The organism is Streptomyces sp. NPDC058864, assembly GCF_042742985.1.
In the GTDB taxonomy this organism is placed as follows: domain Bacteria; phylum Actinomycetota; class Actinomycetes; order Streptomycetales; family Streptomycetaceae; genus Actinacidiphila.
Map to the genome: position 1 here is coordinate 1 of NZ_JBHYMQ010000082.1, position 24,887 is coordinate 24,887.

Below are 24,887 nucleotides of genomic sequence, written 5' to 3' on the forward strand. Positions count from 1 at the left end.
GGGGCACACCGCGAAATATAAAAATGTTACCAATTCTTTTTGTGGGCTAAATTTGCCCGGTGGGGGGGCGGGGCCGGGCGGGGGGGCGCGCCCCCGAGGGGGGGGCCGCCCACCGCGGACGGGGCGGATCAGGCGGGGAAGGCCAGCGACAGCGCGAACCGGCCCCCGGTGTCGGTCCACCAGTGCCGCAGGGCGAGACCCGCGGCCGCCAATTCGGCCCGCACGCCCTCCTCGCGGAACTTCGCGGAGACCTCGGTGCGCATCACCTCGCCGCGGGTGAAGTCCACGGACAGGTCGAGCGCGGGGACCTTCACGGTCACGTCGGCGCGCGCCCGCAGCCGCATCTCGATCCACTCCTCCTCGCGGTCCCACACGGCGACGTGGTCGAAGTCGTCCGGGTGGAAGTCCGCGCCGAGTTCGCGGTCGATGACCGACAGGACGTTCTTGTTGAAGGCGGCCGTGACGCCCTGCGCGTCGTCGTACGCCGCCACCAGCGTCTCCTCGTCCTTGACCAGGTCGGTGCCGAGCAGCAGCGCGTCGCCCTGGGAGAGCAGCGCGCGGACCGTGGAGAGGAAGCGGGCCCGCTCCTGCGGGAGGAGATTGCCGATCGTGCCGCCGAGGAAGGCGACCAGCCGCGGGCCGGGCGTCTCCGGCAGGGCGAGCCCGTGCTGGAAGTCGGCGACGAGCGCGTGCACGGACAGGTCCCGGTGGTCGGCGAGCAGGGCCTCGCCCGCGCCGGTGAGCGCGGACTCGCTGACGTCGATCGGCACGTACGTCAGCGGCGTGCCCAGCGCGCCGATCAGCAGCCGGGTCTTCTCCGAGGAACCGGAGCCCAGCTCGACCAGGGTGCGGGCACCGGTCGCCCGGGCGATCTCCGGCGCCCGCGCGTGCAGGATCTCCCGCTCGGCGCGGGTCGGGTAGTACTCGGGCAGCCGGGTGATCTCCTCGAACAGCTCGCTGCCGCGGGCGTCGTAGAACCACTTGGGCGGGAGCTGCTTGGGGCTGCGGGTCAGCCCGTACGCGACGTCGGCGCGCAGCGCGGCCGCGGTGGCGTCGGCGGGCAGGGTGCGGGTGAGGGTGAACGGGCTCACAGGTGCGGCTCCTTGAGCGGGATCAGCAGGACCTCGGTGGGATCGCCGTACAGCAGGTGGCGGTCGGGGACCTCGGTCCAGCGCGGACTGTCGTCGTACGGCTCGGAGGCCACGACGAGGGAGCGGCCGGGCGTGTCCAGGTACCAGAGCGTGTCGCCCCAGGCGGTGCCGGCGATCGCCCGGCCGTCGGTCAGCAGGAAGTTGAGCCGTGAGTCGGGGGTCAGCGCGGCCAGCCGGCCGACGGTGTCGGCGAGCGCCTCGTCCGCCGGGGCCCCGGCCCGCAGCCGGTGCAGGGTCAGCGCCCAGGCCAGGGCCGAGTCGCAGCGCGCCTCCAAGGCCAGCAGCTCCTCCGGAGGCAGCGTGGCGGCCGCCCCGGCGACCGAGTGCGGCCAGCCGCGCAGCGCCCCGTTGTGGCTGAACAGCCAGCGGTCCGCCGTGTACGGGGCGGCCGCGGACTCGTCGGCCACCGAGCCCTCCGTGATGTCGCGGACCGCGCCGAGCAGCGCCCCGGAGCGCGTCACCCGGCACACGTCCGCGAAGGACGGGTCGTCCCAGATCGGCCCGGCACGCCGGTACCGCGCGGGCAGCGGGTCCCCGTCCGCGTACCAGCCGAGCCCGAAGCCGTCGGCGTTGACCGTGCCGTACTTCTGCCGGCGCGGCGCCCACGACTGGCGGTACAGCGAGTGCGGCGGGTCGATGACGAGTTCGCGGAGCGCGACGGGCGGACCGACGTACGCCAGATGCCGGCACATCAGCCGCGCCCCCGTCTGCCCGGGGCCCTCACGCCTGCTCCGGGCGGGCGTCGCGGGCGGTGCGGAAGCCGGAGAAGATCTGCCGGCGGATCGGGTAGTCCCAGTTGCGGAACGTGCCCCGGCACGCGACCTGGTCCACGGCGAAGGAACCGCCGCGCAGCACCTTGTGGTCGGGGCCGAAGAAGACCTCCGAGTACTCCCTGTAGGGGAACGGGGCGAAACCCGGGTAGGGCAGGAAGTCGCTCGCCGTCCACTCCCACACGTCACCGATCAGCTGCCGTACGCCCAGTGGCGATGCCCCCGCCGGGTAGCTGCCCACCGGGGCCGGCTGCAGGTGCCGCTGGCCGAGGTTGGCGTGCTCCGGGCCGGGATCGGCGTCGCCCCACGGGTAGCGGCGGGAGCGTCCGGTCCGCGGGTCGTGCCGGGCCGCCTTCTCCCACTCCGTCTCCGTCGGCAGCCGGCGTCCGGCCCAGCGGGCGTACGCGTCGGCCTCGTACCAGCACACGTGCAGCACGGGCTCCTCGCGCGGCACCGGCTCGGTCACCCCGAAGCGGCGGCGCAGCCACGCACCGCCCTCCCGGTGCCAGAACAGCGGGGCGGCCAGGCCGTGCTCGCGCACGTGCGCCCAGCCGGCCGGGGTCCACCAGCGCTCGTCCTCGTAGCCGCCGTCCTCGACGAAGGCGAGGTACGCGCCGTTGCTGACCGGCACCGTGTCGATGAAGAACGGCGCCACCTCGCGTACGTGCGAGGGACGTTCGTTGTCCAGCGACCACGGTTCGGTCGAGGTGCCCATGGTGAACAGACCGCCGGGGACCAGTACCTCGGCCGGCAGCAGCGCCGTGTCCGCGGGCGCGGGCGGCGGCGGGGGCGCGGTGAGGGCCACCGGGCCGCGGCGCAGCTGGTGGGTGATCAGCATCGTCTCGTCGTGCTGCTGTTCGTGCTGGGCGATCATTCCGAAGGCGAAGGCCGCGTCGGTCAGCGGGGTGCCGTGCAGCGGCGCCCGCTCCAGGATGTCCAGCACCCTGCCGCGTACCTCGGCGGCGTAGGCGTGCGCCTCCGCGGGCGGCAGCAGCGGCAGCGTGGGACGCTCCGAGCGCGGGTGCTCGAAGGCGTCGTAGATCGGGTCGATGTCGGGGCGCAGGGCCTCACGGCCGCCGACGTTCCGCAGCAGCCACTGCTCCTCCTGGTTGCCGATGTGGGCCAGGTCCCAGACCAGGGGGGACATCAACGGGGAGTGCTGGGCGGTGAGTTCGCGGTCGTCGACGCAGGTGGTGAGCACCCGGGTGCGCTCGCGCGCGGTGGTCAGGGCGTCCAGCGCCCGCCGGCGCAGGGCTTCGGGGTCGAGTGCGGGTGCGGTCACGTGCGGCTCTCCTTGCGTAGGAATGCGTCGAGCAGGTCGTCGGCGGGACAGCGGCCGCGCTGGACGTAACGCTCGGTGAAGTCGTCCACCGCCTGTTGCACGGCCCGGTCCGCCCCGAGCCGGGGCAGGGCCTCGCGGGCCGCGGCGAAGCAGGTCATGGCGGTGGCGTGGAGTTCGGGGTCGGCCAGGCCGTGCCGGGCGGCACGCCGCCACAGCGGGTTGCGGGGCGCCGGGTCCCGGCCCGCCGCGTCGGCGAGCGGCTTCACCGCCCGGTAGGCGACCTCGGAGGCGGCGGCGTCGTCGAAGAGCGCCACGGCCACCGCCAGCGGCACGATCCAGCCGTCCCGTCCGGGCTGCGCGTCGATCATGCGCAGCTCCAGGTAACCGCGCGGCCTCACCGGCGGGAAGAGCGTCGACAGGTGGTAGTCCAGGTCGGCGAGGGTCGGCCGGCGGTGCGAGCCGTCACGGATCCAGTCGCGGAAGGTGAGCCCGTCGGGCACCGTCCAGGGTCCCTCGTCGCCGCGGATGCACAGCACCGGGGCGTCCAGGGCGTAGGCCGTCCAGGCCGCACGCGGGTCGCCCCCGGCGGGCGGGGCGAGGGTGCGCCCCGGGTCCAGCGCGGCCCACACCGCCTGCCGGGTGGACCGCCAGCCGGTCGGGCGGCCGGTGCTGAGCGGCGAGTTGGCGAACGCGGCCACCAGGACCGCGCCCAGCAGGTGCGCCAGCAGCCAGCGTCTGCCGAGCCCGAAGGGGCCTGGCTCCTCGGTGCCCGAGTCCAGGCAGACCTGGACGGAGGCCGTGGAGCACATCATGGCCCGGCCCGCGGGTCCTGACCGGTCGAAGTACGCCTCCATGGCCGCGTACCGGGGCTCGTCCAGCAGCCGGCGGGGCCGTCGCCACGGGTCGTGGCCGTGGCCCGCCAGGGCCAGGCCATCCCGGCGGAGCCGGTGGCGTACGGAGTGGAGGTCTGCTGCCGCGGCGTTGACGCACGCGGTCAAGGAGGGGGCGGGCAGCGAGCTGAGCTCCAGCTGTCCGCCGGGCTCGGACGTGAGCCGGGAGCGGAGGTACAGGTCGCGCAGCCCGGCGACGGCGGCGCCGAGCCGTGCGGGGCCCACCGGGAGGGCCGGGTCGTGCGGGTCGTGGAGGAACCATTCCAGTTCCACGCCTATGCGGCGAGGCGGGCCGGTTTTGAAACAGATGCCCTGTATATGATCCTCCGCCGCTGTCTCGCTGATCGGTTCGGACGTCTCCATCCGCTGACTGGTGCCGGGCATGGCCGGGACCTCCCGTCGTAGGCGGTTCTCCGTGTCCGCCCGGCCGCGGCCGGGCAGTGTCCGTACCACCTAAGCCCTTCGGCGCGAGGCACTCAAGAGCGCCCCGGGCGAACGGCCGAGGGACGGCAGGTGACACCCGTGTCGAGGGCGGCCTCTGCCGTCCGGTCCGAATCAAGAGTGGACCGCCGCCCGGCGGCCCGCATCTCCAGAGAGTGTCTGCGCAGGTCAGGCAGTTGATGTCGGAACCTTCAGCGAGGATCGTCCGGTCCAGGCCCAAGCGTGCCGCCCCGCCGGTCCTGCGGGCGCACGCGGTGCTCCGGATGCCGTGAGCCCCGATGCACCCTCCCGCCGGGGGCCGGGGTGTCCGGCCGGGACGCCCGGGTCGATGCGCCGATACCGGGCACCTCTCCGCGGCAACCGGCCCGGCTGCTCCCCTTCGCCGTCGGCCGTCGCGCGGGCCGGCGCGGGCATTGCGGGTCGCTGCGATCGCCACCTCCGTACGGATCCGGGCCCTGGGCGGCCGGCGCGCCTCGGCCGCCGCGCCCGTACGAACCGGGTCCGGTCGCTCGAACCGGTCGTGGCACATGGGCTGCGTCCGCCCGGACGGACCCGCACGAAACGACCGCCTGCGGGACGGGCGGGCTGCGGGCTCAGCGGTCCAGGAGCCCGGCGCGGTCCTGGGCGCGGTAGCGCTCCAGCAGGGCGGCGAGGTCGGCGTCGGAGAGGCGGCGGTACGCCGAGCCGCAGGATCCCTCGCCGGGCGGGGACCACCACACGGGGTCGGGGCAGCGGAAGCCCTCGCGGCGCAGGGCGGTACGCCGCACCTTGTTGGTGGCGGTGACCGGCATGCGGGGCACGACCCGTACGAAGCGCGGAGCCGATTTCGTGCCGAGGTCCGGCTGCGCGGCGAGGAAGACGGCGAAGGCGCCGGGGTCGAAGGCGGAGCCCTCGCGGAGGGCCAGGGCCGCCATGACCTGGTCGCCCGAGACGGGGTCGGGCACGGCGTACACGGCCACGGCCGCGGCGGCGGGGAAGCGGGCCAGGACGTTCTCGATCACCGCGGCGGCGAGGTTCTCGCCGTCCACGCGCAGCCTGTCGTCGGCGCGGCCCGCGAAGTGGAACCAGCCCTCGGCGTCGCGGAAGAAGAGGTCGCCGGTCCAGTACCAGCCGTCGCGGGTACGGACGGCGACCGCCTCGGGGTTGCGCCAGTAGCCCTCGAAGCGGGAGGTCCCGCGGTTGACGAGCTCGCCGATCGCCTCGTCGCCGTTGAGCAGCCGGCCCGCCTCGTCGAGGACGGCGCGGGGCCGCTCGGCACCGGTCGCCGGGTCCACCACGGCCAGGTCCGTGCCGGGCGCGGCACGCCCTACCGCGCCGGGCGGCGTGCCGGGGGAGCGCTGTATGGCGGCCCCGCCCTCGGAGGAGCCGTAGCCCTCGGTGAGCGGCACACCGAAGCGCTCCGCGAACCGGGCGGCGTCCACGGCCCCGGCCTCGGTGCCGAAGCCCCGGCGCAGGCGGTGCTCACGGTCGTCGGGCCGCTCGGGGGTGGCGAGCAGGTACTGCACGGCCCGCCCGACGTAGGTGAAGTACGTGGCCCCGTAGGCGCGCACGTCCGGCAGGAAGCGGGAGGCGGAGAAGGTCCGGCGCAGCGCCACGGCGCCGCCGCCCGCGAGGGCGGGTGCCCAACCGGCCATCACGGCGTTGCCGTGGAAGAGCGGCATGCACAGGTAGTGGACGTCGTCCGGCCCGAGGTCCAGGAAGCCGCTGAGGGAGGCGCCCGCGTCGGCGAGCCTCCCCTGGGAGACGATCACGGCCTTGGGGGCGCCCGTCGAGCCGGAGGTGAAGTACAGCAGGAGCCGCGTGCCGGGGCGTATCCGCCTGCCGCGCGGCGGACCGGCGTCCTCGTACGGGCGCAGCAGGGCCGGGTACGCCGGGTCGTCCACGACCAGGATCCGCTCCGGGGGGAGCGGGAGGGCGAGCCCGCGCAGCGCCGGCAGGTGCGCGCGCTCGGTGACCAGCAGCGCGCATTCGGTGTGCGTGATGTCGCGGGCCAGCTCCGCACCGCGCCGGGTCGGGTTGACCCCCACGACGGCGGCCCCCGCACACGCCGCGGCGCCGAGCCACAGCGGGAACTCCGGGACGTTGCCCAGGAGCACCCCCACGTGCGGTTCGGCGCCGTGCGGCAGCAGGTCGGCCAGCAGCGCCGCGCGGGCGGCGGAGGCGGCCGCCACGTCATGGCGGCTGAGCCCGCGCTCCCCGTACAGCAGCCCGGGACGCGGATCGTCCCACTGGCCCTCGACGAGTTCTGCCATGGTGCGCCCCATACGGCCGCACCATAGCTGACACCCCGTCAGATGTCAGGCCTTCGGGGCCTCCTGGTCGGCACCCTGCTCGGCGATGGACTTGCGGACCTCGTCCATGTCCAGGTCGCGGGCCTGCTTGATCAGGTCCTCGAACGCGGGCGCGGGCAGCGCGCCGGGCTGGGAGAAGATGGCCACCTTGTCACGGATGATCATCAGCGTCGGGATGGACTGGATCTGGAACGCGGCGGCCAGCTCGGGCTGCGCCTCCGTGTCGACCTTGCCGAACACGAGGTCGGTGTTCTTCTCCGCGGCCGCCTCGTAGACGGGGGCGAACATCCGGCACGGGCCGCACCAGGACGCCCAGAAGTCGATCAGGACGAAATCGTTGTTGCCCACGACCTCGTCGAAGTTGTCCTTGGTGAGCTCAACAGTGCTCATGCTTCCCTTACCTGCTTCCGGGTGCCGTCGGTCGGGACCCACTGACCGTAACCGAAGGCAGCGCTGCGCTATTCCGAACGCCGCCCCCGGCGCGTCCCCCCCGCCGCCCCCTCGCGCAAGGGGATGCCGAGAGCCGGACGGGGCCTGATGCTGGAGGGGGCGGGGACGTCCGTCCCGCCCCCGCCGGTAAGGCGCCGGAGCGACCACGGGAGCGGTCGATGGTGACGACGATGCACGCCGTACGTGCCCACCGGCGCGGCGGGCCCGAACAGCTCCGCTACGAGACCGCGCCCCGCCCCGAGCCGGATCCCGGCGAGGCCCTGGTCGCGGTCAGGGCCGCCTCCGTGACCGCCGGGGAGCTCGACTGGGACGCGACCTGGACGGACAGCTTCGACGGCTCGGGCCGCGACCGCACCCCCACCATCCCCTCGCACGAGGTCTCCGGCGTGGTCGCCGACGTGGGGCCGGGGGTCGTCACCCCGAGGGTCGGGGACGCCGTCTACGCGCTGATCCCCTTCGTCCACGACGGAGCCGCCGCCGAGTTCGTCACCCTCCCCGCGGGCATCCTGGCCCCCAAGCCCCGGCGGATCGACCACGACGCGGCCGCCTCGGTCCCGCTCGCCGCGCTCACCGTCTGGCAGGCGCTCGCCCGGCACGCCGGGGTCACCCCGGGCCGGCACGTCCTCGTCCACGGCGCGGCGGGAGGCGTCGGCTCATTCGCCGTCCAGATCGCTGCCGCGCTCGGCGCGCAGGTCACGGCGACCGCCGCGGCGCGCGACGCCGGCTTCGTCGCCGGACTGGGCGCGTGTCGCGTCGTCGACTACGCCGGCAGCCGCTTCGAGGACGAGGTGGCGGACGTGGACGTCGTCTTCGACGCCGTCGGCGGCGAGACGCAGGAGCGCTCCTGGTCGGTGCTGCGGCCGGGCGGCCTGCTGGTGAGCATCGTGTCACCGCCCGACCCGGAGCTCGCCCGCGCGCACGGCGCCCGCGGCGTCTTCTTCGTGGTCGAGCCGGACCGGGTGGGCCTGGAGGCGGTCTCCCGGCTGATCGACGGCGGCAAGCTCACCCCGCGGGTCGACCGCGTGGTGCCGCTCACCGAGACCCGAGCGGCCTACGAGGCGCTGGAGCACGAGCACCGCCGCGGCAAGGTCGTCATCCACGTCGCCGACGGGGGCTGACCGCCGGGTCGCGCGGAACCGCCCCGGACCGCCCCGGAACCGTCCGGCCAGGGCCGGACGAGAGGGTGGCGGAGCCTACGGGACGACCGTCACCGGCCAGCGCCCCGCCTTGACCAGCCGCACCGCGACCGAGCCCACGATCCGGTGCCCGGCCTTCTCGGACGCGCCCACCACCACCGCGTCGGCCTTGAGCTCGTTCGAGGCCTGCGACAGTCCGCCGAACGGGTCGCCGATGAAGGTGTGGAACTCCCAGCGCAGGCTGGACACCGACTGGAAGCGGGCGGCGGCCTTCTCTATCTCCGCCTTGAGCTGGTCGGCGATCTCGGCGGTCGCCTCCGCGACGGGGGCGCCGAAGGCGGCGCCCGCCGCCAGGACCGGCTGCACGTAGACGATCGCCAGCAGCGCGTTCTGGCGCCGCGCCAGCCCCGCCGCGTAGGCCACGGCGCGCCACGACGACTCCGATCCGTCCAGTCCCGCCACGATCACCTTGGGACCGTCCGTGCCCCGCTCGAAAGCCGCCTTGTCGCTCACGTTCCGAGCCTACTTGCGTGACTGCCGCGCGCGCCGTACCGGACGCGGGGAATCCGCGGCCGGGGCGAGATGACCGTCCACCAGCCGCTGCAGGGCGGAGGCGAAGACCGCCCGTTCGTCCTCGGGGAGGGCGGCCAGGAGGTCGCCGTGGACGCGCGCGGTGATCTCCCTGCCGCGGGCGACGAGCTCCCGTCCCGGCTCGGTGACGGTGATGATCCGGGCCCGGCGGTCCGTGGGGGAGGGGTGCCGCTGGGCGAGCCCGGCCCGCTCCAGCTCGTCCATGGTGACCACCATCGTGGTCTTGTCCTGCTGGGAGACCTCGGCGAGTTGAGCCTGCGTCAGCTCGCCGGGGAGCGCGTGCAGCAGCACGCAGTACCCGCGGGGGGTGAGCCCGACCTCGGCCAGGGCGGCGGCCAGCCGGTTCGTCATGGCGTGGCTGGCGTACTGCAGCAGCCCTGTGAAGTCGGGCGCGGATGCCGTGGGACCCATGGTCCGAGCCTAGCAAAAAGGTCCGGTACCGAATCATCGGTGAGCTGAACGATCCGGCGGGTAAATCGTTCGGCCGAGGCGGCCTGGCTGCCTACGATGGGGCGGCATGAACCCCCCGCCTCGTCATCACGACGTCCCCGGCAAGCCCTCCCTTGACGGGCTCGAAGCGAAATGGTCGCGGCGCTGGGACGAGTCGGGCGTACACCGCTTCGACCGGTCACGGCCGCGCGAGGATATCTTCTCGATCGACACCCCGCCGCCCACCGCCAGCGGTTCGCTCCACATCGGGCACGTCTTCTCGTACACCCACACCGACACCGTCGCCCGCTACCGGCGCATGCGCGGGCAGACCGTCTTCTACCCCATGGGCTGGGACGACAACGGCCTGCCCACCGAGCGCCGGGTCCAGAACCACTACGGGGTCCGCTGCGACCCCACGCTCCCGTACGACCCCGGCCTCACCCCGCCCGAGCGCCCCGGCAGGCAGCAGCAGCCCGTCTCCCGGCGGAACTTCATCGAACTGTGCGAGGCCCTCACCGCCGAGGACGAGAAGACCTTCGAGCACCTGTGGCGCCGGCTCGGCCTGTCGGTCGACTGGACGCTCACCTACCAGACCGTCGACGCCCGTTCCCGTGCCGCCTCCCAGCGAGCCTTCCTGCGCAACCTGGAACGCGGCGAGGCCTACTCGGCCGAGGCGCCCACCCTGTGGGACACCACCTTCCGCACCGCCGTCGCCCAGGCGGAGCTGGAGGACCGCGAACGGCCCGGCGCCTACCACCGGCTGGCCTTCCACCGCCCCGGCGGCGGCAGGATCGTCGTCGCCACCACCCGGCCCGAACTCCTCCCCGCCTGCGTCGCCCTGGTCGCGCACCCCGACGACGAGCGCTACCGCGAGCTGATCGGCACCACCGTCACGACCCCGGTTTTCGGCGTCGAGGTCCCCGTCCACGCCCACCGGCTGGCCGACCCGGGCAAGGGCACCGGCATCGCCATGATCTGCACCTTCGGCGACACCACCGACGTCACCTGGTGGCGTGAACTCCGGCTGCCCACCCGGCCGGTCCTCGGCCGTGACGGGCGCTTCCTGCCCGTGCCGCCGGCCGCCCTGGAGTCGGCGCGGGCCCGCGAGGCGTTCGGGCAACTGGCGGGCGCCACCGCGCACACCGGCCGCGAGCGGCTGGTGGGGATGCTGCGCGAGCGCGGCGACCTGGAGGGCGAGCCCGAACCGGTCGTCCACGCCGTCAAGTTCTACGAGAAGGGCGACCGGCCGCTGGAGATCGTCACCACCCGCCAGTGGTACCTGCGCAACGGCGGCCGTGACGAGGCCCTGCGCGAGCGGCTGCTGGAACGCGGCCGCGAACTGCGCTGGCACCCCGAGCACATGCGGGTCCGCTACGAGAGCTGGGTCGAGGGGCTCAACGGCGACTGGCTGGTCAGCCGCCAGCGGTACTTCGGCGTCCCCGTCCCCGTCTGGTACCCGCTCGACGACGCCGGTGAGCCCGTCCACGACAAGCCGCTGCTCCCCGACGAGTCGGCACTGCCCGTCGACCCCGGCACCGACGTCCCCGACGGCTACCGCGAGGAGCAGCGGGGCGTGCCCGGCGGCTTCACCGGAGACCCGGACGTCATGGACACCTGGGCGACCTCGTCGCTCACCCCGCAGATCGCCGCCGGATGGGGCACCGACGACGAGCTGTTCGCCAAGGTCTTCCCGATGGACCTGCGGCCGCAGGCCCACGAGATCATCCGGACCTGGCTGTTCGGCAGCGTCGTCCGCGCCCACGCCGAGCAGGACGTCCTGCCGTGGCGGCACGCCGCGATCTCCGGCTGGATCCTCGACCCGGACCGCAAGAAGATGTCCAAGTCCCGGGGCAGGGCGGTCACCCCGGGCGACCTCCTGGAGGAGCACGGCTCCGACGCCGTCCGCTACTGGGCGGCCTCCGCCCGCCCCGGCACGGACACCGCCTTCGACACGGGCCAGATGAAGATCGGCCGCCGTCTCGCCATCAAGGTCCTCAACGTCGGCCGCTTCGTGCTCACCTCAGGCGCGATGCCCGGCGCCTCCGTCCCGGAGGTCACCGCGCCACTGGACCGCGCCCTGCTGGCGGCCCTCGCGTCGACCGTCCGCGTCGCCACCGACGCCCTGGAGGACTTCGACCACGCCCGTGCCCTGGAACGCGTGGAGTCCTTCTTCTGGGACTTCTGCGACGACTACGTCGAGCTGGTCAAGGGCCGCGCGTACGAAGGCGACGCCTCCGCCCTCGCCACGCTGGCCACCGTCCTGTCCGTCCTGCTGCGGCTGTTCGCGCCCTTCCTGCCCTTCGTGACGGAGGAGGTCTGGTCGTGGTGGCAGGACGGCTCCGTCCACCGTGCCGACTGGCCCGACGCGGACGCGCTGCGGGCGCTCGCCGGCGACGGCGACCCGCGCGTCCTCGCCACCGCCCGTGAAGCGATCACCGCCGTCCGCAGGGCCAAGTCCGAGGCGCGGCTGTCGATGCGTGCGGAGACCGGCCGGCTCGTCGTCACCGGTCCGGCCCCTGAGCTGGCGCTCTTCGCCCTCGCCGAGGACGACGTCCGCGCCGCGGCCCGCGCGGCGGCGGTGGAACGGGTCCCGGCGGGCGGTGACGGGCTGGCGTACGAGGTGCGTCTGCCGGAGGCGCGCTGAGCGCTTCCGTGCTGTTGGCCCGGTGAGTGGGCGGCCTGCCGGTTTTCGGCTGTCGCTTCGTCTCGCTCCCTTCGGTCGCAAAAAGGCGGGCTGCGGACGGGAGTGTGGGGGCGGGGCCCTCGTGGCGGTGTGCGGGTGGGTGCGTGGCGGGGGTTCAGGCTCCGGAGCAGGTGGTCTTTCCGGTGGCGGGGGTCTCGTTGCCGTCCGCGGGTATGGATGGCCGCTTCCACGCCTACTGCCGGTGGTGGGCGCGCCCGCCGTGACCTGCGTCTGCGGCTGATTCGAGGTGCTTTCGAGCCGTTGACGGGAGATCGGGCTCTGTTCCGCCGATATGTTCGGCGGAACAGAGCCCGATCTTGGCAGACCAACAGCCGAGTCTGTCGCCTGTCGGGGAATTACCCGCAGACGCGGGTTACGGCGGGCGCGCCACCCACGAAGGGTGGGCGTGGCAACCAGCCATCTATACCCGCGGACGGCAACGAGACAGACACCACGGGAGAGGGATCCCGCTCCGGCGCATGAACCCCGGCCACGCACCCACCCGCACACCGCGCGACGGACCAGCCGCCCACCCTTCCGTCTGCAGCCCGCCGCTCTGCGACCGAAGGGAGCGAGACGGCGGGACAGCCGAAAACCGGCGGCACCGGCAGCACCGGCGGCACCGGCAGCACCCTCCACCACCCCGCACAGAGCACCTACGGCATCGGCAGCGGCCGCGGGGGTCTCGGCCCCACGTAGTGGCCGCTCGGGCGCATGCGGAGCGGGGGTTCCGCGTACTCCTCCAGGGCGTGGGCGATCCAGCCGGCCGTCCGGGCGACGGAGAAGACCGTCTCGCCGGCCTCCGGGACCATGCCGGCGGAGACGGAGAGCACCGCGAGGGCGAGGTCGACATTGGGGTGGCCCGGGGCGTGGCGGGCCGCCGTGGCGGCCACCTCGCGGGCGGCGGCGAGGGCGCCGGCGGCGTACGGGACGTCCTCGAGCAGCCGGAGGAGCATGACCGCGCGGGGGTCCTCGGCCCGGTAGAGGCGGTGGCCCAGCCCCGGGACACCGCGGCCGGCGCGCAGGTGGTCGGCGACGACGGCGGCCGCGCTGCCGCGGTCGAGCACCTCGGCCAGCATGCGATGGGCGAGGCCGCTGGCGGCGCCGTGCAGGGGGCCGTCGAGGGCGCCGAGGCCGGCCGAGACCACGGCGTACGGATGCGCGCGGGCGGAGGCGGCGATGCGCACGGCGAGCGTCGAGGCGGCCAGGTCGTGGTCGACGAGCAGGACGAGTGCCGCGTCCAGCACCCGCAGTGACGCCTCGTCGGCCGGCCGGCCGGTCAGCCGTGACCACAGGCCCCGGGCGAGCCGGGCCTCACCCCGGTGCGCGGTACCGGCGGCGGGGAGGGCGTGCACGAGGGTGGGGATCAGGCCGCGGGCGGCGCCGAGCACGGCCTCGGGGGAGAGGTCGAAGCGGAGCGGGTCCGCCACGGCCGCCGCTACGGCGGTCGCCCGCAGCCGGTCCATCGGGCCGCTGTGCCCGGGCAGCGCCGCGACCGCCCGCCGGGCTGCCGCCAGGGCCTGCGGCGGGGCGGTGAAGCGCACGCCGTGGCTGAGGGCGCCGGTCCACAGCCACTCGGCCACCTCCTCGTAGCCGTACCGCTCGGCCAGGGCGGTCGCGTCGACCCCGCGGTAGTAGTAGCGGTCGCCGTCGATGAGGGTGACGGCGGTGCGCACCGTGCCCGTGCCGTCGTCCTCGGGGGGCTGCTGCGCCGCGCGCCGGTTGCGGCGCGCCAGGGCGTCGACCTCGCCGGGGTCGAAGGTGCTGCCCCGCCCGCCGGGGGCGCGCCGGCTGCTCAGCAGGCCGCGACTGACGTAGGCGTACACCGTTTCCGGCTTGATCCCGAGCCGCTCGGCCGCCTCGCGCGTGCTCAGCCGTTCCTCCGTCGTCATGACTCCATCCCACCACATATTGATTCAATCAATGTTGACGAGGATTGAATCAATGATGGATGGTCTGATCAATGCCGAGCCGTCGAAGCAGGACCGGAGGACCACCGTGACCGTCATGCCCGTCACCACCGACGTACCCCGCGGCCTGAAAGGAGTCGTCGTCACCGAGACCGCGCTCGGCGACGTCCGCGGCACCGAGGGCTTCTACCACTACCGCCAGTACTCGGCGGTGGACCTCGCGCAGAGCCGCACCTTCGAGGACGTCTGGCACCTGATGCTGCTCGGCGCGCTGCCCGACGCCGACGGGCGTGCCGCCTTCGCCCGGCGCGTCGCCCCGCTGCGGCGGCTCCCCGGCGCCGTCCGCGACGCGCTGCCGGCCGTCGCCCGCGCCGGCGCGCACAGCGGTCCCCTCGCCGGACTGCGCTCCGCGCTGTCCCTGCTGGGGGCGGCCGGCGGCTTCCGCCCGCTGTACGACGTCGACCCGGAGCGGCGGTTGTCCGACGCCCTTGCCGCGACCGCCGCCGTGCCCACGCTGCTGACCGCCCTGTACCGCCTCGGCCAGGGCCTGGAGCCGGTCGAACCGCGCGACGACCTGCCGTTCGCGGCCAACTACCTCCACATGCTCACCGGTGAGGAGCCCGACCCGGCCCGCGCCCGGGCCGTCGAGCGCTATCTGATCTCCACCGTGGACCACGGCTTCAACGCGTCCACCTTCACCGCCCGCGTCATCGCCTCCACCGGCGCCGACCTCGCCGCCTGTCTCACCGGCGCCGTCGGCGCGCTGTCCGGCCCGCTGCACGGCGGCGCGCCCAGCCGCGCCCTCGACACCCTCGACGCCATCGGCACCCCGGACCGCATCGATCCCTGGATTCGCGAACGAGTCCTGGCCGGCGACCGCATCATGGGGTTCGGTCACCCCGTCTACCGCACCGAGGACCCCCGGTCCCGGATGCTCAAGGAGATCGCCCGCTCCTTCGGCGGCCCCCTGGTCGACCTCGCCGTCCAGGTCGAGGCACGGGTCGAGGCGATACTCGCCGAGCTGAAGCCCGGCCGCGAACTCCACACCAACGTCGAGTTCTACGCGGGCGTCGTCATGGAGCTGTGCGGGCTGCCACGTGAGATGTTCACGCCCACCTTCGCCTGCGCCCGCGTCGTGGGCTGGTGCGCCAATGTCCTGGAGCAGGCCGAGGACAGCAAGATCATCCGTCCGGCCGCCCGCTACGTCGGCCCGGTGCCGCCCCAGCCGGTACCGGCGGCGTGAGGGCGGCGTGACGCGGCCCGACCGCTGCGCGGGCCGGTCAGGGTGTCGCGGGGCGTTCCATCAGGAGGTAGTCGCCGTCCTCGCCCGTGTGCCGGTAGCCGGCCTCCTCGTAGAGGCGGCGGGCCGGATTGGCCCGGTGGACGCCGAGCGCCAGCGTCCCGTGGCCGGCCTCGCGGGCCTGCGCGGCGAACGCGTCGAGGAGGAGGCGGCCGTAGCCCCTGCGCCGCAGGGCGGGCACCACGTGGATGCCGACCAGCGTCGCCCTGCCGTCGGTGGGCATCCACATCATCGAGCCGCCCGGTTCCCCCTCGGCCTCCAGCACCAGGGTGCGGTCCAGGCATTCCACCCACAGGGCCAGGTTGCGGTCGATCGCCCCGGTCCAGGCCGCCTCGGCGGCCGGTTCGACGGTACGGATGTACTCGCGTTCCCACCGCAGCAGGTGCGGCAGGTCGGCGGGGCGCGCGGGGCGGGTGACGGCCGTCGGTCCGGGGCTGCTGGACATGGTGATCACCGTAACGCGCCGGCCGCGCCGGCCGGCGACCGGGCCGCCGCTACTCGCCCGCGGCCGGCTTGCGGTCGACGGGGGTGACCGGGGTGACGGTCTCCTCCTGGGTGCGCCGGGGGCCCGACCAGGGTGCGGGGACCGCGTCGAAGAGGTAGGCGAACCGGTAGGCCAGGTCTTCGTAGTTGACCCGCCAGCCGCGGAAGTGCGGCCACGCGTCCTGCGGCGTCCGCTCCAGCGGGTAGCCGTTGGCCGCGGCGTGGGCGACGGCCGCGGCGAACTCCTCGTACGGCAGACGGATGGTCGCGTCCGGCGAGGGGTCGGCCTCGTACGGGATCCGCCAGATCGCGGCGATGTCGCGCAGGCAGACGAAGCCCGCCCGCAGGGCGAGCCGGGCCTCGGCCTGCGGGCGCCCGGGGTTGAGGGCGAGCTGCATGGCGGCGGCGTCCATGACGGCGAGCAGGGCGATCAGCCAGCTGCGGTCGGGCTGCGGGGAGCGGAACCTGCTGAGCACCGTGTAGCTGGTGTGGCTCTCGCTCACCTCGGCCGCCCACCGCTCCCAGTTGCGGAACAGCTCGGTGAGGCTGTCGGTGAGCCCGATCTGGGCGTAGCGGGCGAGGATCTCCGGTCCCCACGGCGGGTTGCCCGCCCGGGCCTGCAGCAGCGTCACCTCCGCCTCGCGGCGGGAGTACGCGGCGTACAGGGTCGGCAGGTAGCCGATCTGGAGGCCGATGGTGATCGGGCCGGTCGCCGCGGCGATGAAGTCGATGACCGTGAGGTCGACGTGGTGGCTGCTGGCGAAGCCCAGCGTGAACAGCGACGACCCCGCCTCCCGCAGCGCGTCGACCGGGTCGAGGTCGCTGACCGCGGCCTGCAGCATGGCGTAGCCCGCCCAGAACGCGACCAGCCAGCCGATCAGGTTGGCGAGGATGGACACCGCGGCCACCGGGACGAGGACGCGGTCCTTGGCCTCGGGCGTCCGGCAGCGGTCCGCGACGAACTGGAAGGGCAGGTGGACCGCGGCGTGCACCAGGCGCGTGAAGCTGGACCGGGTCGGCCGCGGGATCACCAGCGTGCGCAGCACCGACGAGAAGGTCCCGGCGACGACCAGCGCGCCGATGAGACCGGTCAGGACGCGCACTGGACTTCCCTCCCCGGACGGTTCACAGCACCCGCCGGCGGACCAGCGCGGCCAGCACCAGCACACCGGGGAGCAGGGGCAACCATACGGTGACGATGCGATACGCCAGCACCGCGGAGGTCGCCGCCACCCCGGTGGCGCCTGCGGTGACCAGCGCCAGGACCAGGGCCACGTCCAGCGAGCCGATTCCGCCCGGGGTCGGCAGCAGGGCCGCCGCAGCGCTCCCCGCCAGGTACGCCACGGCCACGTGCGCGGCCGGCACCGGTGCGTGCAGCGACCGTACGACCGCGACCAGCACCGCGGCGTGCATCACCGGGAAGGCCAGCGAACCCGCCCACAGGGCCGCCACCCGAGCGGAACGGCAGTGCACCGCCCGGACGTCGGTGGCGACCGTGCCGAGGAACGAGCGGACCGTCCGGCGGACGTGGCGCACCGACAGCAGGACGACCAGGACCAGGCAGAGCGCCGCCCCGACCACCAGGGCGAGGGTGAGGTCAGGCCGCCCGGGCACGACCCTGTGCATGTCCAGCGCGTGCGGGAAGGCGGCCAGCAGGACGGCCAGCAGCCCGATCCGCACCACGCAGGCCGCCAGCGCCCGCACGGTCAGCGCGGCCGCGGAACGGCTGGGGGACAGACCGCAGCGCAGCAGGAAGCGCAGGTTGACGGCGTTCCCGCCGACGCCCGCGGGGAGGATGTGGTTGGCCGCGGAGGCCGCGAACTGGGTGGCGAGCAGGCGTCCCGCGGGCAGTTGCTCCAGCACGGCGCCCTGCTGGGCGGCCGCCGAGCACACCCAGGCGAGCAGCGTCGCGGCCCCGGCCGCCAGTAGCCACTCGGCGTCGGCGGAACCCAGCCGGTCGGTACCGGCGTCCACCATCGGCCACTGCCGCAGGATGATCAGGGCCACCACCAACAGCGGTGCCACACCGACGATCTGACGCACTGGTAGGCGCCGCCACATGCCGTTCGTGCCCTTCCGGTCGCCGCGGTCGCCCGCGCTGCCGTGAGGCGCTCCCCGGCGCTGCCCCGGCCGTACTCACGCACGACCATACGGTGCGGCGACCCGTACCGCTCATCCGTCGGCGCGTCCGGCCCTCCCGTGGTACGGGTCGGGACCGGACCTGCGGTGCCCGAGGTACCACGTTCCCCGGGTGTTCCGGGGAACGTCACATACCGACTGGTCGGTGTTTCGGGCTATCGTGGCCCGGACGACGTAGGTACGTACGCGGAGGGAGTCGCGGTGCGCGCGATCCAGATCACCGAGTTCGGCGGGCCGGAGGTGCTGCGGCAGGTCGAGCTGCCCGAACCCGTGCCGGGGCCGGGGCAACTGCTGGTCGAGGTCTCCTCGGCGGGCGTCAACTACGCCGACACGCACCTGGTGGAGAACTCCTACCTCTCCAAGGCCACCCTGCCCCTCGTGCCCGGCGCCGAGGTGGTCGGCCGCACCCCCGACGGCCGCCGCGTCGTCGCCCTCACCGACAACGGCGGCTACGCCGAGCGGGCCGTCGTCGAGGAGTACCTCGCCCACGACGTGCCCGAGGGCGTCACCGACGGCCAGGCGCTCGCGCTGGTCGTCCAGGGCCTCACCGCCTGGCACCTGCTGCGCACCTCCGCCCGCATGGCCGAGGGCGAGTCGGTGGTCGTGCACGCGGCCGCGGGCGGCACCGGCTCGCTCGCCGTGCAGCTCGCCAAGGAGTTCGGCGCGGGACGGGTCATCGCCACCGCCTCCTCCAAGGAGAAGCGCGACCTGGCGCTGGAGCTCGGGGCGGATGTCGCGATCGAGGCGGACTCCACGGACCCCGCGGGGCTGAAGGAGCGGCTCGTCGAGGCCAACGGCGGCAAGAAAGTCGACATCGTGCTGGAGATGACGGGCGGCCCGGTCTTCGACGCCTCGCTGGCCGCACTCGCCCCCTTCGGCCGTCTGGTGACGTACGGGCTCGCCTCCCGCGTCCCCCCGGCCCCGGTCCAGGCGGCGCAGCTCATGGGCCGCTCCCGGGCCGTCGTCGGCTTCTGGCTGATGCACTGCCTGGGGCGCCCCGGCATGTACCGCGAGCCGATGGCCGAACTGCTGGCGATGACGGCCGGCGGCCGGCTGAAGCCCCAGGAGGGCGGCAGGTACCCGTTGTCCGAGGTCACCCGCGCGCACGAGGACCTGCGCGCCCGCCGTACTTACGGGAAGCTCACGCTCGACCCGGCAGGCTGACGACTGCGGGCCGGCCGCGCTTCCGCCCCCGCCGTTCGCGTCCGCGCGGAGGCACAATCGACAGCGGAGCACGAAGCCGCGGCCGGCGGCCCGGAGGAACGGGAGGGGCCATGGACAGGACCCGCTTCGCCCCCGACCGGGGGCTGACCACCCGCATGGTGGTCACCATGTTCATGATCGGGCTGCTCTACGTCGTGTTCGTGGGCGTCCTGCTGGCCCTGCTGCGCGGTGCCTGGCCACTGATCCTGATCGTCGCGGGCGGGCTGTTCGTCGCCCAGTTCTGGTTCAGCGACCGGATCGCCGCCTTCAGCATGGGCGCCCGCGAGGTCACGCCCGGGCAGGCCCCCGAACTGCACGGCGTCGTCGACCGGATCTGCGCCCTGGCCGACATGCCCAAACCCCGGGTCGCGATCGCCGACAGCGACGTCCCGAACGCCTTCGCGACCGGACGCAACGAGAAGGCGGCCCTGGTGTGCGCCACCACCGGACTGCTGCGACGCCTGGAGCCGGAGGAGCTGGAGGGCGTCATCGCCCACGAGCTCTCCCACGTCGCCCACCGGGACGTGGCGGTCATGACGATCGCCTCCTTCCTGGGCGTCCTGGCCGGGGTGGTCACCCGCATCGGCCTGTGGGGCAGCCTCGGGCGCAACAGCCGCGACCCCGGCACCGCGATCGTGGTCATCCTCATTCCGCTGGTCAGCGCGCTCGTCTACTGCGTCAGCTTCCTGCTGACCCGGATGCTCTCCCGCTACCGCGAGCTGTCCGCCGACCGTTCCGCCGCGCTGCTCACCGGTCGGCCGTCCGTCCTGGCCTCGGCGCTGACCAAGGTCTCCGGCCAGATGGCCCGCATCCCCACAGAGGACCTGCGCAAGGCCGAGCCCTTCAACGCCTTCTACTTCGTCCCCGCCTTCGCCGGCGGCCAGAGCCTGGCCCAGCTGCTGTCCACGCACCCCACCCTGGAGCAGCGGTTGCAGCAGCTCGGCCGGATCTCCGTCGAGCTGGGGCGGCGCTGATGGGGTTCCTGGATGCGCTGCTCGGCCGCAGCAAGCCCGTCAGGCCCGACCTGGACCAGCTGTTCGGGCTCCCCTCGGCGGCCGTGACCCTCGAGGCCGCGGCGGGCTTCCGGCCCACGGGCGTGGGCTCGGTGTGCTTCGCCGCCGTGGAGGGCGGCGCGTTCGCCGAGGTCCAGCAGGACGTGCGGGCGCTCCTGGACATGGACACCGGCCAGGGCGCCGTCCCGGTGGAGTCGGTCCGCGACGCGTACGGGTACACCTGGCTGGTCGTCCGGCGCCCGGCCGAGGACCTGCCGGTCCTGGTCGGCGACCTCCACGCGGTCAACTCGGCGCTGGAGGGACACGGCTTCGGCCCCCAGCTGCTCTGCTCCCTGGCCGCCTTCCGCGACGACGAGGGGCGCTCCCTGGCGCTGGTCTACCTCTACAAGCGCGGCTCGTTCTACCCGTTCGCCCCGCTGGCGGGGGAGAAGCGCGACAACCCGCTGGAGCTCCAGGTGAAGGCGCTGCTCGGCAACGACCTGCGCCTCGAGGAGGACCTCGGCCGCTGGTTCCCGCTCTGGGGCGCGCCGGGCCTGGGCGGCTGACGCGCCCCTGGCGGCCGCCCCCGGGGCCGGGGGACTCAGCCGCCGGCGAAGACGCCGATGCCGTTGGCGACGAGGCGTTCCGTGCCGCCCGCCGGATGGTTGCGGACCTTGACGCGGGGCGCGCCGGGGGCGCGGGTGACGAGGGTGGAGGAGCCGCCGCCGTCGAGGTTGACGGCGGCCTGGGCGCCGATGCCGGACATCAGGGAGGCGAGTTCGCGGACCGTGAGGCCGGCGCCGGACTCGGCCTTGCCGTCCAGGGCCAGGAGGTACATCACCTGCCCGCCCGCGCCGTAGCCCGCCGCCGTGCGGGTCGCCGCGACGCGGTTCTCCAGGCCGGCCAGCGGAAGGCCGCCGCGCAGGATCGGGTAGCCACCGACGGCGAAGCGGTACCCGCCGCCGTACGCGGAGGCCACCGGCCGCTGCCTGACCTCCACCGCGTCACCGGGCTCCAGCAGGCGCAGCGCCTCCGCGCCCGCCTCCCGGCCGACGAGGACCACCGTGTCGGGCGGGATCTCGCCCTCTTCCGGTTCCTCGGCGACGTCCACGACCTCACCCTGGCTGACCGTGACCTCGTAGGTGTCGTCGCTGCAGGGCGCTGCGCGCCGGGTGTCGTCGCCGCAGGCGGCGCGGAGCCGGGAGGCGCCGCCCCAGTCCGAGGTGTACGCGCCCACGCTGCCGACCGGGAGTGCGTACTGGTTCAGGCCACCGAGCGGCACCGTGCCCGCGTCGAAGGTGACGGAGCCGGCCAGCCGGAGCCGGTCGAGCCGGGCGACCCGGTCGGTGCCGACCCCGAGGACGTCCTCGGTCGACGTGCCGGGCGGCAGTTTGGGCCCGAAGCGCTGGCCCGGGGGCACCGCCGCCTTCAGGAACCGCCCGGCGGCGATCGCCGGGCCGACCGGGGCACTGGTCGCGGGCACCCCGGGGTGCTGGCTCTCGCTCATGTTGAAGAAGTCGGCGTTGATGCCGCCCACCGCGCCCGCGGCGTTCGCGAGTCCCGAGACCGTGTCTCGGCCGGCGACGACGCCGGGGTGCAGCAGGTCCACCGAGACGCCCGGATCGCGCAGGTCCACCGTCAGCAGGTGCCCGCGGGCCGTGCCGTGGGCTCCGCGGTAGGTGAAGGTCCGGTAGTCCACGCCGGTGGCGAGCACGGTGGTCGCGCCGTAGCGCAGTCCGTCCCCGGCGACCGCGGCCACGGCGCCGCTCGTGCCGCCGAGCAGCGCGCTCCACGCCAGCGCCGCCGAGATGGCCAGGCGCACCCGGCGGGGTCGTCGAGTCACGTCGCTCCAGCCCGAAAACCGATTACCTGACGAAAGGTCAATGGTTGCCCGGAGCGGCCGGGTTGTCGCACCACCACGCCGCGCACATGGGGGAATCCGACTCGATACGGTGAAAAACCGGGAGGAACGGGATCCGCCGGGAGGGGTCCTGCCGCCTCGGTCGGCTCGGCCGCTCCCGGTCGGCTCAGCCCGGGAAGGCGTAGACGGTGGTCGCGTGCGCCGCGGGTTCGTCGGCCCCTTCCGGGGTCAGTTCGATGTCGATGAACGCCAGCCGCCGCCCGAGCTTGGTGACGCGCGCGGTGACGAGGACGTCGGTGCCCATGACCGCCCGCTGGAAGGTGGTGGACTGCTGGACGGTCGTCATCGGCCCGTAGCCGCCGCGGGCCGCGGACACCGCGATCACGGTCGCCGTGTCGGCGGCGGCCATCAGCGCCTGGCCCGACAGCGCGCCGCCCTCCCGTGCCAGCCGGTCCGACCAGGGCAGCCGCAGCACGGCGTGCCGCTCCCCGGTCTCCTCGACGGAGAGCCCGAGGTCCTGCACCCAGGGCGCGAAGTTGTCGGCCAGGACCTTGTCCGCCTCGGCGGTGGTGATCGTCACGGCGGACATTCTGACCCACCGTCGGGGGCGCGCACCAGGGCGCGGGGGAGCCCGGCCGCGTTCACGGGCACGTACATGCCGTTGCGGGTATATAGCCTCAGGAGTATGTTGGGAGACGTGTCCATACCCTTCGACGTGCTGGCCGAGCCGACGCGGCGGCGGATCCTCGACCTGCTCCTGGAGCGCCCCCGTCTCGTCGGCGAACTCACCGAGCACCTCGGCCTCAGCCAGCCCGGTACGTCCAAGCACCTGCGTGTGCTCCGAGAGGCGGGCCTGGTCCGCGTGCGCGCCGAGGCGCAGCGCCGCTGGTACGAGCTGCGCCCCGAGCCCCTGCGGGAGGTGGACGCCTGGCTCGCGCCCTACCGCAGGCTGTGGGGCACGAGCCTGGACGCGCTGGAGCGGCACTTGGACGCCATGCCCGACGAGATGGAGGAGCCATGACCACGGACACCGGCGAGACGCTGACCACCGCGGACGGCCGGACCGCGCTGCGGATGGAGCGGCGGCTCGCGCACCCGCCGGAGAAGGTGTGGCGGGCCCTGACCGAGCCCGGGCACCTGTCGAAGTGGTTCCCCTCCGACGTGGAGATGGAGCCGCGGGTGGGCGGCAAGGTCCGCTTCCCGTTCCGGCACGGCGAGGGCGAGCCCATGGAGGGCGAGGTCCTCGAATGGGACCCGCCGCACGTCGTCGCCTACACCTGGGACGAGGACGTGCTGCGCTGGGAACTGGTGCCGGAGTCCCTGGGCTCCGTGCTGATCCTGACCCACACGTTCGCCGACCGTCCCGGCGCTGCCAGCTTCGCGGCCGGCTGGGACGCGTGCATCGCCGGCATCGACCCGGAGCTCGCCGGCGAGCCCGTGCCCGCGACGGGCGACATGAAGGCGGCCCACGAGCGCTACGTCAAGGAGTTCGGCCTCGACCACGGCACCGCCGAGGAACTGCCCGTCGGCTGGAAGGTCCGCTTCGAGCGGCAGCTGACCCAGCCCGTGGAGACCGTGTGGAAGACCCTGCTCGGCGGGGTGGCCGCGCCCGAGGTCGGCGGACCCGTACCGCGCGGTTTCGTGGTGGGCGACTTCGCCGCCGGGCCGGTGAGCGAACTGCGCCCGCGGGAAGCGCTCGCCTACCCCTGGGATCTCCACGGCCGGCACGAGGGAACCGTGCGCTGGGAGCTGACCCGGGGCACCGGGCACGGCGCGCGGCTGGTCCTCACGCAGACCGGCGTCCCCGAGGTGCCCGCCGCCCTGGCACTGGACGTCTGGCGGGAACGGGTGGAGAGCCTGGCGGCGAAGCTGGCCGCGATGCCCCGCTGACGGGTGGACGGACGGCACGCGCCCGGACTCACAGCCGGGCCCGTGCCTCCTCCAGGAACTCCCGGGTGGGCCCGGCCGGCAGCGCCTGGGCGCTCATCCGGTCCAGGGCCTCGCGGAACTGCGAGACGTCCTCGCGTTCGTCGAGGTAGACGGCACCGATCAGGCTCTCCGCGTACGCGATGTCCGGCAGCTCCGGCAGCGGGAAGCGGAAGATGTGGAACGGCCCGTACATCGCCGGGTGCGGCCCCGAGGCGAAGGGCATCACCTGCAGCCGCACCTGGGGCATCCCGCACGCCTCGATCAGCCGGTCGATCTGCGCCCGCATCACCTCGGTGCCGCCGATGGGGCGGCGCAGCACTGTCTCGTCCATCACGACCCACAGCAGGGGCGGGTCGCCGCGGGTGAGCAGCGCCTGCCGCTCCATGCGCAGGGCGACGCCGCGCTCGATCTCCTCCTGCGAGGCGTGCGGCCGGCCCGCGCGCAGCACGGCCTCGGCGTACTGCGGGGTCTGCAGCAGTCCGGGGACGTAGTGCGGCTCGTAGGCGCGGATGAGTTCGGCGGCGCCCTCCAGGCTGACGAAGGCGCTGAACCACTCGGGGAGCACGTCGCGGAAGCGGTGCCACCAGCCGGGCCGGTTGGCCTCGCGGGCCAGCTCCAGGAAGTTGGCGATCTCGGCGGGCTCGGTGACGCCGTAGGTGAGGAGCAGTTTCTCCACGTACGGGATCCGCAGGCCCACCTCGGCCTTCTCGATGCGGCGCACCGTGGCGTGGGTGACGTCCAGGGCGCGGGCCGCCTGCTCGTAGGAGAGGCCGGCCCTCTCACGGAGGTCCTGCAAGCGTCTGCCGAGTACCACCCGCAGTACGGTGGGAGCGCTTGCCGCCCGCGCTTCAGTCACGGTCAATCTCCTCCAACACCGCTGATCCCCGCGTAGTTTGTCATGGCGTCAGGGCGTGGCAAAGCATGTTGGCGACGCTTTGCAAAGTGCAGAACGC

The 24,887-nt window shown here is 74.1% G+C and carries 23 protein-coding genes; 8 read left to right on the top strand and 15 right to left on the bottom strand.

Annotated elements, in window-relative coordinates:
- Positions 1–128: 128 nt before the first annotated feature.
- The 6 genes from egtD to trxA form a co-directional block, all read right to left on the bottom strand.
- Positions 129–1,091, bottom strand: a complete 963-nt coding sequence (gene egtD / locus ACFW3D_RS36715) for an L-histidine N(alpha)-methyltransferase (RefSeq protein WP_500512032.1) — start codon at positions 1,089–1,091, stop codon at positions 129–131.
- Entirely contained in the window at positions 1,088–1,843 is a 756-nt protein-coding gene (egtC, locus tag ACFW3D_RS36720) for an ergothioneine biosynthesis protein EgtC (RefSeq protein ID WP_500512034.1), read from the bottom strand. Before egtC ends, egtD begins: the two co-directional genes overlap by 4 nt.
- Positions 1,844–1,871: 28 nt before the next feature.
- Positions 1,872–3,203 (bottom strand): ergothioneine biosynthesis protein EgtB, encoded by a 1,332-nt coding sequence (gene egtB / locus ACFW3D_RS36725; RefSeq protein WP_500512036.1) that lies wholly within the window; start codon positions 3,201–3,203, stop codon positions 1,872–1,874.
- On the bottom strand, positions 3,200–4,456 hold the full coding sequence (egtA, locus tag ACFW3D_RS36730) for an ergothioneine biosynthesis glutamate--cysteine ligase EgtA (protein WP_500512087.1): 1,257 nt from the start codon (positions 4,454–4,456) through the stop codon (positions 3,200–3,202). The genes egtB and egtA overlap by 4 nt, the downstream gene beginning before the upstream one ends.
- A gap of 671 nt (positions 4,457–5,127) precedes the next feature.
- Positions 5,128–6,798 carry an AMP-binding protein gene (locus tag ACFW3D_RS36735; protein ID WP_500512038.1) on the bottom strand — a complete coding sequence of 557 codons (1,671 nt, stop codon included), beginning with the start codon at positions 6,796–6,798 and terminating at the stop codon, positions 5,128–5,130.
- Positions 6,799–6,831: 33 nt separating this feature from the next.
- The gene (gene trxA / locus ACFW3D_RS36740) at positions 6,832–7,215 is read right to left on the bottom strand and encodes a thioredoxin (RefSeq protein ID WP_500512039.1); all 384 of its coding nucleotides are present in this window, start codon (positions 7,213–7,215) and stop codon (positions 6,832–6,834) included.
- A gap of 218 nt (positions 7,216–7,433) precedes the next feature.
- Here trxA and ACFW3D_RS36745 point away from each other — a divergent pair, with 218 nt between their 5' ends.
- A complete protein-coding gene (locus ACFW3D_RS36745; RefSeq protein ID WP_500512041.1) occupies positions 7,434–8,393 on the top strand; it encodes an NADP-dependent oxidoreductase in 960 nt (319 codons plus the stop codon).
- A 75-nt stretch (positions 8,394–8,468) separates the two neighbouring features.
- Here the strand turns inward: ACFW3D_RS36745 and ACFW3D_RS36750 are convergent, their stop codons facing one another.
- Both ACFW3D_RS36750 and ACFW3D_RS36755 read right to left on the bottom strand, forming a co-directional pair.
- On the bottom strand, positions 8,469–8,924 hold the full coding sequence (locus ACFW3D_RS36750; RefSeq protein WP_500512043.1) for a universal stress protein: 456 nt from the start codon (positions 8,922–8,924) through the stop codon (positions 8,469–8,471).
- A 9-nt stretch (positions 8,925–8,933) separates the two neighbouring features.
- The gene (locus ACFW3D_RS36755; RefSeq protein ID WP_500512045.1) at positions 8,934–9,413 is read right to left on the bottom strand and encodes a MarR family winged helix-turn-helix transcriptional regulator; all 480 of its coding nucleotides are present in this window, start codon (positions 9,411–9,413) and stop codon (positions 8,934–8,936) included.
- 106 nt (positions 9,414–9,519) lie between these two features.
- Between ACFW3D_RS36755 and valS the strand changes: the two genes are divergently transcribed.
- Complete coding sequence (gene valS / locus ACFW3D_RS36760; protein WP_500512047.1) at positions 9,520–12,078, top strand: valine--tRNA ligase; 2,559 nt, start codon at positions 9,520–9,522, stop codon at positions 12,076–12,078.
- Between the two features lie 695 nt (positions 12,079–12,773).
- Here the strand turns inward: valS and ACFW3D_RS36765 are convergent.
- Positions 12,774–14,009 (bottom strand): citrate/2-methylcitrate synthase, encoded by a 1,236-nt coding sequence (locus tag ACFW3D_RS36765; protein WP_500512049.1) that lies wholly within the window; start codon positions 14,007–14,009, stop codon positions 12,774–12,776.
- Between the two features lie 115 nt (positions 14,010–14,124).
- Between ACFW3D_RS36765 and ACFW3D_RS36770 the strand changes: the two genes are divergently transcribed.
- Positions 14,125–15,270 (top strand): citrate synthase, encoded by a 1,146-nt coding sequence (locus tag ACFW3D_RS36770; protein WP_500512089.1) that lies wholly within the window; start codon positions 14,125–14,127, stop codon positions 15,268–15,270.
- A 37-nt stretch (positions 15,271–15,307) separates the two neighbouring features.
- Here the strand turns inward: ACFW3D_RS36770 and ACFW3D_RS36775 are convergent, their stop codons facing one another.
- From ACFW3D_RS36775 to ACFW3D_RS36785, 3 genes are read right to left on the bottom strand one after another with little or no spacing between them, the layout of a single operon-like run.
- Positions 15,308–15,772 (bottom strand): GNAT family N-acetyltransferase, encoded by a 465-nt coding sequence (locus ACFW3D_RS36775; protein WP_500512051.1) that lies wholly within the window; start codon positions 15,770–15,772, stop codon positions 15,308–15,310.
- Between the two features lie 49 nt (positions 15,773–15,821).
- Positions 15,822–16,913, bottom strand: coding sequence for a hypothetical protein (locus ACFW3D_RS36780; protein WP_500512053.1), 1,092 nt, complete (start codon positions 16,911–16,913; stop codon positions 15,822–15,824).
- Positions 16,914–16,935: 22 nt separating this feature from the next.
- Positions 16,936–17,835: a lysylphosphatidylglycerol synthase transmembrane domain-containing protein gene (locus tag ACFW3D_RS36785; RefSeq protein ID WP_500512055.1), complete on the bottom strand. Its 900-nt coding sequence runs from the start codon at positions 17,833–17,835 to the stop codon at positions 16,936–16,938.
- 315 nt (positions 17,836–18,150) lie between these two features.
- Here ACFW3D_RS36785 and ACFW3D_RS36790 point away from each other — a divergent pair, with 315 nt between their 5' ends.
- From ACFW3D_RS36790 to pspAB, 3 genes are all read left to right on the top strand, one after another.
- Positions 18,151–19,113 carry a quinone oxidoreductase family protein gene (locus ACFW3D_RS36790; RefSeq protein WP_500512057.1) on the top strand — a complete coding sequence of 321 codons (963 nt, stop codon included), beginning with the start codon at positions 18,151–18,153 and terminating at the stop codon, positions 19,111–19,113.
- 110 nt (positions 19,114–19,223) lie between these two features.
- Positions 19,224–20,126 (top strand): zinc metalloprotease HtpX, encoded by a 903-nt coding sequence (gene htpX / locus ACFW3D_RS36795; RefSeq protein ID WP_500512059.1) that lies wholly within the window; start codon positions 19,224–19,226, stop codon positions 20,124–20,126.
- Positions 20,126–20,710, top strand: a complete 585-nt coding sequence (gene pspAB / locus ACFW3D_RS36800) for a PspA-associated protein PspAB (protein ID WP_500512061.1) — start codon at positions 20,126–20,128, stop codon at positions 20,708–20,710. The genes htpX and pspAB overlap by 1 nt, the downstream gene beginning before the upstream one ends.
- Before the next feature lie 35 nt (positions 20,711–20,745).
- On the opposite strand, the gene ACFW3D_RS36805 is transcribed toward pspAB, so the two are convergent.
- On the bottom strand, positions 20,746–21,987 hold the full coding sequence (locus ACFW3D_RS36805) for a phosphodiester glycosidase family protein (RefSeq protein WP_500512063.1): 1,242 nt from the start codon (positions 21,985–21,987) through the stop codon (positions 20,746–20,748).
- Between the two features lie 184 nt (positions 21,988–22,171).
- Positions 22,172–22,585: a PaaI family thioesterase gene (locus ACFW3D_RS36810; RefSeq protein ID WP_500512065.1), complete on the bottom strand. Its 414-nt coding sequence runs from the start codon at positions 22,583–22,585 to the stop codon at positions 22,172–22,174.
- Positions 22,586–22,702: 117 nt separating this feature from the next.
- On the opposite strand from ACFW3D_RS36810, the gene ACFW3D_RS36815 reads away from it, so the two are divergent.
- On the top strand, positions 22,703–23,026 hold the full coding sequence (locus tag ACFW3D_RS36815) for an ArsR/SmtB family transcription factor (RefSeq protein ID WP_500512067.1): 324 nt from the start codon (positions 22,703–22,705) through the stop codon (positions 23,024–23,026).
- On the top strand, positions 23,023–23,895 hold the full coding sequence (locus ACFW3D_RS36820; RefSeq protein WP_500512069.1) for an SRPBCC family protein: 873 nt from the start codon (positions 23,023–23,025) through the stop codon (positions 23,893–23,895). Before ACFW3D_RS36815 ends, ACFW3D_RS36820 begins: the two co-directional genes overlap by 4 nt.
- A gap of 28 nt (positions 23,896–23,923) precedes the next feature.
- On the opposite strand, the gene ACFW3D_RS36825 is transcribed toward ACFW3D_RS36820, so the two are convergent.
- Entirely contained in the window at positions 23,924–24,790 is an 867-nt protein-coding gene (locus ACFW3D_RS36825; protein ID WP_500512071.1) for a Sco1979 family transcriptional regulator, read from the bottom strand.
- Positions 24,791–24,887 lie beyond the last annotated feature (97 nt).